The organism is Geminicoccaceae bacterium (genome assembly GCA_020638465.1).
Taxonomy (GTDB): Bacteria; Pseudomonadota; Alphaproteobacteria; order Geminicoccales; family Geminicoccaceae; genus JAGREO01.
In genome coordinates, this window is record JACKIM010000002.1 from 1,944,108 (window position 1) to 1,957,783 (window position 13,676).

General features: G+C 63.0%; 11 protein-coding genes. 2 read left to right on the top strand and 9 right to left on the bottom strand.

Features of this window, described 5'->3' with window-relative positions:
- Positions 1-73: 73 nt before the first annotated feature.
- From H6851_19375 to H6851_19400, 6 genes are all read right to left on the bottom strand, one after another.
- Positions 74-1,048, bottom strand: a complete 975-nt coding sequence (locus H6851_19375) for a TAXI family TRAP transporter solute-binding subunit (protein ID MCB9945773.1) — start codon at positions 1,046-1,048, stop codon at positions 74-76.
- Complete coding sequence (locus H6851_19380; protein MCB9945774.1) at positions 1,045-2,952, bottom strand: TRAP transporter fused permease subunit; 1,908 nt, start codon at positions 2,950-2,952, stop codon at positions 1,045-1,047. Before H6851_19380 ends, H6851_19375 begins: the two co-directional genes overlap by 4 nt.
- A complete protein-coding gene (locus H6851_19385) occupies positions 2,949-3,833 on the bottom strand; it encodes an amidohydrolase family protein (protein ID MCB9945775.1) in 885 nt (294 codons plus the stop codon). The genes H6851_19380 and H6851_19385 overlap by 4 nt, the downstream gene beginning before the upstream one ends.
- Before the next feature lie 59 nt (positions 3,834-3,892).
- A complete protein-coding gene (locus tag H6851_19390; GenBank protein ID MCB9945776.1) occupies positions 3,893-4,945 on the bottom strand; it encodes a 4-oxalomesaconate tautomerase in 1,053 nt (350 codons plus the stop codon).
- Positions 4,938-5,609: a 4-carboxy-4-hydroxy-2-oxoadipate aldolase/oxaloacetate decarboxylase gene (locus H6851_19395; protein MCB9945777.1), complete on the bottom strand. Its 672-nt coding sequence runs from the start codon at positions 5,607-5,609 to the stop codon at positions 4,938-4,940. Before H6851_19395 ends, H6851_19390 begins: the two co-directional genes overlap by 8 nt.
- Before the next feature lie 76 nt (positions 5,610-5,685).
- Positions 5,686-6,420 carry a PIG-L family deacetylase gene (locus H6851_19400; GenBank protein MCB9945778.1) on the bottom strand — a complete coding sequence of 245 codons (735 nt, stop codon included), beginning with the start codon at positions 6,418-6,420 and terminating at the stop codon, positions 5,686-5,688.
- Between the two features lie 217 nt (positions 6,421-6,637).
- On the opposite strand from H6851_19400, the gene H6851_19405 reads away from it, so the two are divergent.
- Together H6851_19405 and H6851_19410 are read left to right on the top strand one after the other, a co-directional pair.
- Positions 6,638-7,828 carry a LysR family transcriptional regulator gene (locus H6851_19405; protein ID MCB9945779.1) on the top strand — a complete coding sequence of 397 codons (1,191 nt, stop codon included), beginning with the start codon at positions 6,638-6,640 and terminating at the stop codon, positions 7,826-7,828.
- Between the two features lie 275 nt (positions 7,829-8,103).
- The gene (locus tag H6851_19410; protein MCB9945780.1) at positions 8,104-10,032 is read left to right on the top strand and encodes an HD-GYP domain-containing protein; all 1,929 of its coding nucleotides are present in this window, start codon (positions 8,104-8,106) and stop codon (positions 10,030-10,032) included.
- Positions 10,033-10,040: 8 nt separating this feature from the next.
- Here the strand turns inward: H6851_19410 and H6851_19415 are convergent, their stop codons facing one another.
- The 3 genes from H6851_19415 to H6851_19425 form a co-directional block, all read right to left on the bottom strand.
- Positions 10,041-10,919, bottom strand: coding sequence for a DMT family transporter (locus H6851_19415; GenBank protein MCB9945781.1), 879 nt, complete (start codon positions 10,917-10,919; stop codon positions 10,041-10,043).
- A 49-nt stretch (positions 10,920-10,968) separates the two neighbouring features.
- Positions 10,969-12,834 (bottom strand): ABC-F family ATP-binding cassette domain-containing protein, encoded by a 1,866-nt coding sequence (locus H6851_19420; protein ID MCB9945782.1) that lies wholly within the window; start codon positions 12,832-12,834, stop codon positions 10,969-10,971.
- A 113-nt stretch (positions 12,835-12,947) separates the two neighbouring features.
- Complete coding sequence (locus tag H6851_19425; protein ID MCB9945783.1) at positions 12,948-13,328, bottom strand: sel1 repeat family protein; 381 nt, start codon at positions 13,326-13,328, stop codon at positions 12,948-12,950.
- Between the last annotated feature and the right edge of the window lie 348 nt (positions 13,329-13,676).

A 13,676-nucleotide genomic window follows, 5' to 3' on the forward strand; every position in this document is an offset into this window, starting at 1 on the left:
ATGTGGAGCATACCGGCGATCCCACCGGACCGGCTCGTGCCAGCTATCGGCGGGATCGGTTGCCGCATGAGTGTCAGTCGCCGACCTTGATACCGGCTTCCTCGAAGTAGCGGAGAGCACCGGGATGGTAAGGCACGGCGTTGCTCGGTGCCATGGTGTCCCGGTCGGCCTGGGCGAAGGCACCGAACGATGCCTTGAGCTCGTCCTTGTTCTCGGCCACGGCCTTGGTCATGCGGTAGACGAGATCCGGATCGACCTGATCGTTGGTCAGCATCATCCAGGGAATCTGGATCAGGTTGGCGTCGTAGTCCTCCAGCCCGGTCACGTTGTCGTTCTTCGCCCTTGTGACGATTTTCCCTGCTGGCAGAAAGTTCTTGAAGGCGGCAATACCCTCGTCGCTATTGTCGAGCGAGATGTAGCAAAGTCCGCCGCGCGACTGAAGCTTGACCGCCGCCTGCTTGCCAGCGCCGGAATTGAGACTCACCAGCGCCACATCGACCAGGCCGTCGCCCAGCGCCTCGATACCGGCAACGAAACTCGATACCGGCTGCTTCTTGAAGTCGTCATAGGTCAGGTTGCCATTGGCAAGACCGCCCTGGATATAATAGGGAATGATCGTCGAGGAAGTATATTCCGAGGCGATGCGCAGATCGGCGGCATTGTCCCTGAGGTCGGCAATGGTCTTCAGCCCGAGGTCGCAGGGGGCCATCAGACCCGTGACCAGCGGGAACATCACGCCCACCAGCCGCAGACTCGGGTTGGCGCGGTCATAATTGCCGGACCCGTCCAGCGCATACTCGGCCTCGACGCCGTTGGAAAAGCCGAAATCCACCTCACCGTTGTTGATCAGCGGCAGATAACCCACCAGCGGCTGGGTACGGGCCGTGATCCCCGCGTCATTGGCCACCTTGGCCACGGCCTGCCCCGAATTGTAGGCGAGCGAGCCCTGGGCGCCGGTGGCGATGGTGACGACCTGCGCCCGGGCGGCAGTGGCGGCAACGACCAGCCCCAGGGCCGCCGTGGCCAGCAATCGGCTGAAATTCTTCATGGTATGGACCTCTCCTGATGTTGATGTTGGTTCGAACGGAAGTGAAGGATGGCCGCCACCGCCAGGGCCGCCAGGGTTGCGGGAATGTGAACGAAGCCTCCCTCGGGGATGAAGCCCAGCGGCAGGGCAAGCAAACCCAGCACGGTTATGATCGCCCGCATCGCGAGCCCCAGACGGACGCCCCAGAAACCGACGATGCCGGCCGTCACGGCAACGATGCCAACGACGGATTCGACCATGGTAATGACGATGTCGGGAATGCTGCCATCGAGCAACAATGCCGGCGATGCGACGAAGACGAACGGTATGATGAACGATGCCCAGCCCACGCGCATCGCGGCAAGCCCCGTGGACAGGGGATTGTCCTTGGTGATGGTCGCCGCGGCGAAGGCGGCGAGCGCAACCGGCGGCGTGATCATCGACATCATGCCGAAATAGAGAATGAACAGGTGAGCGGCGATGGGCTGCGTCCCGGCCTCGACCAGCGATGGAGCGACCAGAGCCGCCAGCAGCACGTAAACCCCCGAAGTCGGCATGCCCATGCCGAGGACGATGCAGATGACGGCCGAAATCAGCAGCAGCAGGATGATGTTCGATCCCACGGCATCGACCAGCACCAGCGTCAGCGCGAAGCCCAGCCCGGTGATGTTGAGGATGCCGATGACAAAGCCGGCGGCCGCCACCACGAGGATGAGGTCGACCATGCCCGTGCCGGTATCGACGAAGACACGGCCGAGCCCGGAGAATGTCAGCCTTTGTCCGCGATAGTCGCGCACCATGCCGACGGCGACGATGACCAGCGAGGCCAGCAGCGCGGAATCCTCGGGATCCATCCGCCAGATGAACAGCGCGCCGAGCAGAACAACAAAGGGAACGACGAAGTGCCAGCCGTCGGCCAGGACCTCGCGGACGGTCAGACCTTCGAGATCAGTGGTCCGGATATCATCACGACCGGCGATCAGATCCACCTGGATAAAGACGCTCAGGTAATAGAGCATGGCCGGAAGCAATGCGGCGACCGCCACCGTCAGGTAGGAGATATCGAGGAACTCGGCCATGAGGAAGGCGGCGGCTCCCATGATCGGCGGCGTGAGCTGCCCGCCCGTGGAGGCGACCGCCTCGATGGCTCCGGCATCGCGCTTGGAGTAGCCGCTGCGTTCCATGAGCGGGATGGTGACGACACCGGTGGTGACCACGTTGGAAACCGCACTGCCCGAAATCGAGCCGAACAGCGCCGATCCGATCACCGAGATCTTCGCACTGCCGCCGCGCGAACGGCCAGCTGCGGCCATGGCCAGATCGGTGAGGAAGGCGCCTCCGCCAGCCGCAAACAGCAACTGGCCGAAGAACACGAACAGCAGGACGATGATCGTTCCCACGGCCAGGGGCGTGGAAAACACCGCACTGGAATCGAAGCCGATGTACTGCACCAGACGCAGCGGGCTCAGTTCCTTGCCGATCAGCCGGCCCGGCACCTTGTCGGCTAACAGGGCGTAGACGATGAACACCGCGACAATCGAGAAGAGCATCCAGCCCGCACGGCGGCGAACGCCTTCCATGACAGCCAGGGTGACCACGGCACCGATGACGGTGATCTGCCACGGCCGATAGGCCTGTTCATGCAACAGCCAGGAAAAGTCCCACATCGCATAGAGAAGCGTGAGGAGGACGACGATGGCTATCACACCGTCGACCCGGCCCGTACCTTCGGTCTCCCTGCCGTCGAACCCGAAGCGCAGATAGGCGATGGCGAGCGCCAGACCCAGTTGCAGGGCCATGTATTGCTGGGTCAGGACGGCAAAACCGAGCCGGGTCGGAGCCTCGACGTTCCACAGGATGCAGGCGAGGCACATGATGGTGGCCATCGCCGCAACGAGTTTGTCGCGTAGTGCCGCCGGGATCATTGTCCGGCCTCCTCGGGCCAGTACAGCCGCATGGGATTGTCGATCAGGAGCTTGCGCTGCAACTCCCCGGTCGGCGCGATCTGTGGAATGATGTCGACCAGTTCGCCATCGTCCGGCACGTGCGAGCGCATGTTGGGATGTGGCCAGTCCGTCCCCCATAGAACACGATCGGGGAACTGCTCCACAAGTGTACGGGCAAACGGAACCACGTCATGATAGGGCGGTCCCTCGACCGTGAGCCGCTCGGGACAGGAGACCTTGACCATGAAGTTCGGGCGGGTATGGAGAAAGGCGAGGAAACTGGCGAAGGCCGGCCCGTCGACCCCGGCGGCGGTATCCGGGCGGCCCATGTGGTCGATCACCACCGTACCCGGCAGCGTTTCGAGGAAGGGCACCAGTTCCGGCAGCTCGGCAGCCTCGAAATAGACCACTGTGTGCCAGCCAAGCGGCTGGATGCGCTGTGCGACCGTCTGGAACACCTCTTTCGGTGTCGCATCGACGAGCCGCTTGATGAAGTTGAAACGCACGCCGCGCACTCCGTCGCGGTGCAACTGCTGCAATTCCTCGTCGCTCGCCTCGGGACCGGCGATGGCAACGCCGCGTGCCTTTCCGTCCGATCCGCGCAGGGCATCGACCAGAGCGGTGTTATCCCGACCGTGGCAGGTCGCCTGGACGATGACATTGCGGGCGAAGCCCAGGTGATCGCGCAGGGCAAACAGCTGCTCCTTCGGCGCATCGACGGGCGTGTACTTGCGCTCGGGCGCGAACGGGAACACGGCAGCCGGGCCGAACACATGACAATGCGCATCGACGGCACCGGCAGGCGGGCGATAGTCCGGCTTCTTCGGGTCGGGATGAAACGGCAGATAATCGGGATCCATCATCGGAACTCACTCGGTAATATTGTTGAATATCTTCACTCGGGGATAATGACCGGTCATCATGGCGCGAAGACCAGTCCGTCGAACAGCTTGCGTGCTGTGCGCAACGTGCCAGCCCGGATCACCTCTCCCTGCGCATCACGCTCCAGCATCACCTCGACGGACCCGCTTGGATGCTCGACGGCAAATATCTCCCCTTGCGGAAGAACAGCCCGCCGGGCGGCAGGTCCATCGGGCAGCAGGCAGGCGGTAGCTACCGAGACCGCGGCGAGCACGCCGATCGAGGCGTGGCAGCGGTGGGGTATGAAGCTTCGCGTCGCGACCACCCCACCCTCGGCCGGAGGTGCAACCAACGTCATCTTGGGCACCGATTTGGCGGCGACATCGCCCAGGTTCATCATCGGACCGACGGCCAGGCGGATGGCTTCGAGCTGCCGCTTCAATGCCTCGTTGGCTTCCAGTTCCTCGCGGCTCTCGCGTCCGGTGACACCCAGAGCCACGGCATCGAGGATGACGCATGGCATACCGTTGTCGATGAGTGTCACATCGATACCTTCGACACGATCGACAGGGTTCCCGCTGGGGAGAAGTGCCCCGCACATCGAACCGGCGATATTCCCGAACATCAACGGCACGGGAGCATGATGGCCGGGTACACCGGCGATGGAGGCATCCCCGCGATAGCTCACGACGCCATCCGGCGTGTCCACCACCGCTGTTGCCGTTTCCCCGGAATTCTCCATGAAGATACGAACTTCGGTCGTGCCGTTTCCAGCTGCCACAAGCCCGCGCTCGATGGCGAACGGGCCGACGCCGGCGAGGATATTGCCGCAGTTCTGCGCATCGCTGACGACCGGCTTGTCGGGAAATACCTGCAAGAAGAGATAATCGACATCTGCATCCGGCCGCTGCGACCGGCGCACCACCGCCACCTTGGAGGTCAGCGGATCGGCCCCGCCGATACCGTCGATCTGGCGCGGATCGGGTGATCCCATGATCGCCAGCAGCAGCGCGTCCCGGACCGTCCCGTCCTCCGGCAGATCTCCTGCCAGGAAATAGGCACCCTTGGACGAGCCCCCGCGCATCCACATGCACGGTATGCCGTCAGACATAGCGCAGCCCCTTTTCCGCCAGACGCTCGCGCATCTTGTACATGTCGAGACCGAGTTCGCCCCGGGCCAGTCGCTGGCGCTTTTCGTCCTCGTTTGCCGTGCGTGCCCGGGCCTTGTCCAACACCTCGGCCGCCTCGGCACGACGGACCACGCAGACGCCGTCGTCATCCGCGACGATCACATCGCCAGGCTCGACGGCCGCTCCGGCACAAACGACCGGAACATTGATCGAACCCAGTGTCTCCTTGACGGTCCCCTGTGCACAGACGGCCTTCGACCATACCGGAAAGCCCATGGCGGTGAGGTCGCGCACATCGCGCACTCCGGCATCGATGACCAGTCCGATACAGCCGCGAGCCTTGGCCGATGTGGCAATCAGATCGCCGAAATAGCCGGCGTCCGACGGAGACGTGGTCGCCAGCACCAGCATGTCGCCGGGCTTGACCTGCTCGATGGCCACATGCAGCATCCAGTTGTCGCACGGCGGAGCGAGGATCGTCACAGCACTGCCCGCCACCGCCGCCCCGGGCCATATCGGCCGCATGTAGCTGGCCAGCAGGCCCTTCCTTCCCTGTGCCTCATGCACCGTCGCCACCCCGGCCTCGCCCAGCCCCTTGATGACGTCCGCATCGGCACGCTCGATGTTCTGCACGACGACATTCATTTCCCGGTTCTCCCTGACCGCCGAATCTGCGGATCAAATATGTGAATATCCAGATATTACAGCCTGACTGTGCAATTCAGAGTTCGTCGACCGTGCGCGGGAAGATCGACTGGAAACCCTCGGCATATTTGCAGTCGCGCCCGCCGGACTGTCCGCCGGAATTGCGCTTGAAGTGATTGGCCCGGTTCTGCGCGACGCGGGTGTAGTATTCCCACAGGTGCTCCTGCCCCTGCATGCACTCGATCGCCGCGCGCTTTTTCTCCCACACGGGAGTGATGTCGAGGAATGTGTCGGGTTTCCAGCCCATCTGCTCGGTCTGATGCGGTTCGAACAGATAGAGCTGCGGCGCTCCCAGCACCTTCTCCCCCGGATTGTGGCCCCATGCCTGGGCAATCATGCGGGTCTCAAGGGCCACCGTCGTGGCATACATGTGATCGGTATTGTACGGGTCGTACTGGGAATGACTGAGCATGAAGCGGGGCTGCACCCGACGGATCACATCGACGAGCCTGTTCTTGGCCTCGCGATCCAGCTCAAGCGGATAATCTCCCAGATCGAAGAACAGGATCTCATGGGTACCCAGAGCCCGCGCGGCATTCTCCGCTTCGGTCCTGCGCTCGGACTTGACCCTGTCCAGCGTCATGCCCGGCAGCTTCCACAACTTGGCACTCTCGCCACGCTCGCCATAGGACAGGCAGACGACCGTGACCTTGTAACCAAGTTGCTGATGCAGGGCGATGGCACCTCCGCACCGCCAGACGAAATCGGCTGAATGAGCACTGATGACGAGCGCGGTCTTGTCCGCTGACATGACTGCGGTTCCTCCCTGATATGTTGCGTCTTGTCCTACATTGCGCTTTTCCTTCCCCTTTGCCCAATTCGAAGCATGTACAATTTGCGCGGCATTATTCATTTTATGCAATTTACTGTCTCGTCGCGGGTTTCGGGATCCCCGTTTATCATGGAAAACAAATCGGTTATCCTGAGGACAAGGGCTACGAAACGGGCAAGATCAGGGATAGCGGAACATGCCGGCGCATGGATGTCTGACCAACCTGCGTCACCTCGGCGGGTTTCTTGCCATCGCCGGGCGGGGCACGATATCGGCGGCGGCCGAATCGGTCGCGGCGTCGCAGCCGGCCCTCACCCAGGCGCTGGCCGGGCTGGAAGCGCGCCTGGGCGTGCCGCTGTTCGACCGCCGCCACGACGGCATGGTCCTCACCGAACCGGGACGGATCCTGCGGGTCCGGGTCGAGCGCTGCACGGACCATCTGCGCCGGGCCATGAGCGAGATCGGCGCGCGTCCCCATCTCGCCGGGCAGCTGTCCATGTCACGCATCCGGGCGCTGATCGCCGTCGCCGAGGAAGGCAGTCTGCGCATGGCGGCGCGCGCCTGCGACCTTCGCGTTTCCAGCATAAGCCGTTCGTGCCGCGACCTCGAACTGAGGCTCGGCGTGGCCCTGCTGGAGCGCACCTCGACCGGCCTCGGTCCCACCCGGCGTGCGGAACAGCTGGCGCGCCTGAGCCGACTGGCACTGGCCGAACTGCGCGAGGCTGAAGACGAACTGCGCATCTGGCGCGGTGAATATACCGGCCGGCTGGCCATCGGCTGCCTGCCCCTGGCACAATCGACGATCCTGCCCGCAGCACTCGCCCGGTTCACCGTCGAATACCCGCGCATCGACTGTTCAATTGTCGATGGCTACTACGCGACCCTGTCGCGTGCGCTGGGACATGCCGACATCGACCTCATCATCGGCGCGCTGCGCCGCGGCGACCTGAGCGAGGAATTCGAGGAACACGCCCTTTTCGGCGATGAACTCGTCGTGGTTGCACGCAAGGGACACGCCCTCGAAGGACGGCACAGGCTGACGCTGGCCGACCTGCACGGGTTCAGCTGGATCGCCCCGCGCACCAGCGCACCGGCGCGCGAATATTTCGAACGGCTGCTCGGCGAGCTGCCGCAGGCGCCGGCGGCCGCAATCGAGACCGGCGCACACAGCGTCATGCGCGGGCTCCTGCGCGCCACCGACCGTCTCACCCTCGTTTCCCTGTCCCAGGTCCGCGACGATCTCACCCACGGCCTCCTGTGTCAGCTCGACCTGGACCTGCCCCCCAGCGCGCGCATCATCGGCTACACGCACCGCCGCCAATGGCTCCCCAACCTGCCTCAGCAACGCTTCCTCGAAATCCTCAGATCCGTGGTGCATGACCTCTGAAGGACTCCGCCGACCACGGCCGCGACCCGATTTGCCATGCGTTTCGTCACGTTGTGCAGAATTTCAATTCAGGTCAAAAAGTCCTATCAGCATACATTTTCCGGGAAATGAAGCGAGGAAGTTCTTGCAGATCATCCCATTTCACCTGTTGGCAATGTTTTTATGAAAATACTCTTGCGAAATGGGATTTATTAGCGAAATTGCGATTTTTGCATGTTGTCGCTAGTTTTCATTAGCGAAACTATTTCCATGAACAACCTGAAGCCGTGTGTGCCATGGATTTGCACGATCAAGGACGCGATTCCGATATTGAGCAGGCCATCGACATGATCGCCGACCCCGGCATCTCGTTTCAAATCGAGGATCCCGGGCCGCAGGCGACGCAGGAGCCACGTATCCGGATCTCATCGACCAGGGAGGCGCTCGACCTTTTTCATGCGCTCGCCGGAGATTTCACTTCCGAACATGCCCGCGCAACATTGCAGGCCATTGCCCGCTGGCGGCACGATCAGGGCTTCGGAAAACCGTTGGGAACGCCCGCAGAGGAACTGACCATCACCTTTGCCGCCAATTCGGCCCTGCTTCCCCTTGAGGTGGGCATCCTGCACACCCACTACGCCATACCGCATGGCATACCACGCTCGCCGGCCGAACGGTTCCGCCTCGCCCAGTGCCGGCTGAACTTCTATGCCCACGGCAACCATGTGGGACCGTTGCTCGCCGAAACGGCGGATGCGCTGGAGTGGGTCGATGTCCAGTCGCTGAAGGACCCCGAGACGCTCCTGTCCTTCCTCGGCATGATCCAGAATACCGTGCACTGGATGATCGCCACCGGCCTCACCGTGCAGGCGCGTTCGTTCATCCTCGCGGCCATCCGGATCAGCGATCTCGTCAACCCCGATATCCGCCGCGTCCAGGGGCGGACCTGGCTGCTGGCCAATCTCGCCTGGGCCCATGCGGTCGAGGGCGACGATGACACGGCCATGCGGATCGCCGATCAGGCGCTCGAATTCGAACGCCAGTGGCCAACCTCGCCCTCCGTGCGGCACACGCTGATCCTCGGCCTGATCGCCGAAGTCAGGACGCTGATCCATATCCGCCGCGGCGATGCGAAGGCGGTCCGGTTCAGTGCAAGCCCGACCGATCTCGACGAACCCGGCAACGGCAACTACAATTCCCGCTGGAGGCGGCAATGGCTCGGTCTCGCGGCCCGGGTGGTCGATGCCGACAAAACGGTCTTTCCCGAACTCACCCGGTTCCTCAGCAAGACCTATTTTCCGGATTATGGCCGTAGTATCAGCCTGCTGCTGACCGCCATCGCCGCGAAGCCTGAACTGGCCGCGGCGACCTGCTTTGCCGGCGTGAGTGCGGCGACACGCATCCGGCACATGGCCGAGTTGAGCCATATCATCTGCCATTGCCATGCAGACTACCCCATGGTCTCGACCCACCCGGCCTATGCCTGGCTCAAGTTCTTTTCCGGGCCGCCACCGAGCAATTACGACTGGTTCCGCAGGCTCGCATCCTTTGCCGAACTGCGTGACGATCACACGGGCCGCCATGCGCTGCGCGTCGGCAGCATCACCCGCTCGATCTGCCGGCACATGGGCCTCAACGAACGACAGTCGCAGGAATTCGGCGACGCGGCCGACCTGCACGACCTGGGCAAGATGATGATCCCCGCCACCATCATCTGCAAACCGGGACCGTTGACGGACGAGGAATTCATGACCATCAAGACCCACCCGATCCATGGCGCCAACCTGCTGCGCAGCGACAGGGAAGCCAACGACCGCGTGAAGATCGATGCGGCCGAATACCATCACGAACGCATGGACGGGAGCGGCTATCCCTACGGGCTGAAGGGCAGCAGGATTCCACTGGTGGCGAAGGTCGTGGCGGTCGCCGACACCTTCGATGCGATGACACACCAGCGCTGCTATGCCGGTGCGCGCAATATCGATGTCGCCCTCGACATGATCCGCGATGCGCGGGGGCAACTGTTCGACCCCAAGGTCGTCGAGGCCTTTCTGCACCTCGCCGGCGAGGGACAGTCGAAGATCACGACCGAGCCGGAAGCGGCTGCCCGCTGCGTATGCCAGAGTGTCGGCATTCCCGAGGCCGACAAGCTGATGGAGACGATCCAGGCCCGGCTCGACAGGATCCTTGCCTCCTCCCGCTCCTGCTGCCGGCACGAGGAATAGGGCCGTGCCTACCGGCCGACAGCTCCCAGCCACCGACCGCCTCCGCGATGCGGAAGGCTGACGAGCGCGACCGCCACCATGGTCAGCACCATGCCCACCAGGGACAACCCGGTCATCCGTTCGTCGAACAGCAACCAGGCGATCAGCGCGGTCGACGAGGGAACGAGGAAGAACAGGCTCGACACACGGGTCGCCTCGCCACGGCGGATGAGCAGGTAAAGCAGACTGATGGCACCGAATGACAGGACCAGGACCAGCCATGCCAGCGCGAAAGCGAATTTCGGCGTCCAGTGGACATGCCCGTTCTCGAACATCGCCGCGAGAAGGCCGCAGAACAGCATCGCAGCGGCGAACTGGATGGCGCTACCGCTGCGCAGGTCCATCCCCTGCCCATAGCGCTTCTGCAACAGCGTCCCGATGGTCATGCCGATGAGAGCGATCACAGCGAGAAGAACACCAAAAGGAGAACCAATGCCCGTGGAGAGCTTATCGCCCACGGTCAGGGCGACACCGATCACGCCCAGCACCAGCCCGCCCCATTGGCGACCGGTGGAACGCTCGCCGAGGAGCAATCCGCCCATGGTCGCCACCAGCAGGGGCTGGAGGCTGACGATCAGCGCCGAAGCGCCGGCCTCGACACCATGGGCAATCGAGGCAAATACACCTCCGAGATAGACTCCGTGAACGAACAGGCCGATGAGCGCGTAGCGCGCCGCCTCGAACATGTCGCGAGGCCATGATGCTCCGGAAAACCACGCCGCCACCGCAAGCATCACCGCGGCGATGGCAAAGCGGATGGCGAGGAACGTCATGGGCTCGCTGTCAGGCAGCCCGAGCTTCGCGCCGATGAAGCCCGTGCTCCACAGGACGACGAACAGTGCCGGCATGCCTACCGCCTGAAGCCACGGCGCGGTGGCCGATGCCGGGCAAGGATGTTCAGCCAAGATCCAGTGCCTCGATCTCGGCTTCCGCTTCCAGCCATCGGCCTTCGGCGCTTGCGATGGCATCTTCCAGCGCCGCGGCATCACGGTTCAGTGCCGCCACATCGGTACCGTCGGCATAAGTGGCGGGATCGGCCAGCCTTGCGTCGAGAACGAGCTTTCGGGCCTGCAACCGCTCCACCTCGCGTTCGGCATCGCGGGCGCGGGCGCGAAGCGGGGCAAGCTTCGACCTACGATCCGCCGCACTCGGCTTTTTCCCGTCGACCGCGGATGCCGGCTGAGGCTTCGCCGGTCTGTCCGAGCGGCTTTCAAGGAGGTCGCGGCGATAGTCATCGAGGTCGCCATCGAACTCGCGCACCCGTCCGTCCCGCACCAGCCACAGCGTGTCCGCGGTGAGTTCGACCAGCCGCCGGTCATGGCTGATGAGCACAACCGCACCGGGAAAGGTGTTGATCGCTTCGATCAACGCCTGTCGACTGTCGATATCGAGATGGTTGGAGGGCTCGTCGAGTATGAGGATCTGCGGATCGCGCACACACATCAGCGCGAGGCTGAGCCGCGTGCGCTCGCCGCCCGACAGGCGCCCCGCCGGTGTTTCCGCCTTCTGCTGGATCAGCCCGAAGCGGCCGAGCCGTGCCCGCAGGCGCTCCTCGGTGAGGTGCGGCATGAGGTCGCGCAAATGCTCTATGGGCGTTCGCTCCGCCTGCAGGCTTTCGATCTGGTGCTGGGCGAAGAACCCCACTTCGAGATTGCGCGCACGGGTAATCGTTCCTCCCATCGGTTCCAGCGTGCCTGCGAGAAGCCTGGCCAGCGTCGACTTGCCGTTGCCGTTGGCGCCCAGCAGGGCAATCCGGTCCTCCGGGTCGAGCCTGAGGTCCAGCCGCCGCAGCACCGGCTTGCCTCCATATCCCGCCTCTGCCCTCTCGATCGAGATCATGGGCGGTGCGGGAATGGCCGCTCCGCCGAAATCGAAATGGATTTCCGGCTCCGACACGACATCGCCGACGGGCTGCATGCGTTCGAGCATCTTGATGCGGCTTTGCGCCTGGCGTGCCTTCGACGCCTTGTAGCGGAACCGGTCGACGAAGGCCTGGATGTGCCTGCGCTGAAGCTCCTGCTTCTCCCGCGCCTTTTCCTCAAGGACCATCTTCTCGCGGCGGGTCCGCTCGAAATTGTCATAACCTCCGGCATAGGCCTTGAGCTGTCCGCCTTCGAGATGGACGATGCGATCCGGTACGCTGTTGAGGAGTTCACGATCATGGCTGACCATGAACAGCGTCCGTGGATACGCCTTGAGATGTTGTTCCAGCCACATCGTGGCTTCAAGGTCGAGGTGGTTGGTGGGTTCGTCGAGCAGCAGAAGGTCGGGCTCGACGAACAGGACCGAGGCCAGCGCGACACGCATGCGCCAGCCTCCGGAAAAGCTCGACAGGGGGCGGAGCTGGCCGTCATCGTCGAAACCCAATCCCTTGAGAATGCGCGCGGCCCGTGCCGGTGCGGCATCCGCACGGATCTCCAGCAGGCGCGTCTCGATCTCGGCAATCCGCTCGGGTCCCGGCGATCGCTCAAGTTCGTCGAGCAGCGACTGCCGCTCGCGATCGGCAGCGAGCACGGCCGAGAGCGGCGTACTGTCACCGCCCGGCGCATCCTGCGCCACCGCGCCAAGCCTTGCAGCCGAGCGCAAGCGCACCTCGCCCTGATCGGGCTGCAACCGTCCCTCGATCAGCCGCAGCAGACTGGTCTTGCCGGTGCCGTTACGGCCGACGAAACCCACTTTCTGGCCCATGGCAACGTGCAGACTGGCACCTTCGAGCAGGACGCGCCCGGCTATCCTCAACGTGAGGTCATTGATATGCAACATCAGGAATGAGATCCGCTTCGAGCTGGCGTCGGCGATGACGCCGTCTTGCGGCCGGACTTATTCCGCGAACCGTCCCTTTGATCAACCGTGCGCTTGACACGGGCGACTACCGGTCAGGAGACGGCCCGGTCCCGTACCCGCTTTTCGGCCTCGCGCAACTGTGCCGGATTCATCTGCTTGCGCAGGCGGGAGAGCAGATCCTTGGCAAGGAGATCACCCATTTCGGAAGCCTGGGTGAGGAAGAGAAAGCCGAGGATCACATCATGGCGCACCCCCTTGCCGATGGAATAGAGATACCCCATGCTGGTACGCGCGCGCGCGTGGCCCCGCTTCGACGCCTGATGAAACCATCGGGCAGCGGCAGTCTCGTTGCGTTCCACACCTTGTCCCTGGGCATAGGACACGCCGAGCAGGAACATCGCTTCCGCCTGCCCGTCCTCGGCAGCGAACGTCAACGCGGCGATGCGATCTTCATCATTCTTGGTATCAGGCATACCGTTATCAGATCCCGACGGTTCTGAACGTTCCACAGTCGACCTGCATTATCCTCGATAATTTATAAATGAATTGCTAAGAGAGGGTACGAAATTAGCGGAAAAGTTGCGTTTAACTGAATTTATCCGATCGAATATCAATAAAATTCGATTCGATCGAATTCAATTATAGGTAGATGACAAAGTTAAAATTTGCTACTTTGAATTTTGTCTCCAAAGGTTGATATCCTGCCATTCCGTTAGCCTTCTGCGGGATCGATCGCAGGATTTGCCGTTGCCCGCCGGCCCATGTCCGGCGAGCCGCCAGTGCGGCGACAAGGCGAGCAGGCCGCACGCGTCCAGCCTTGA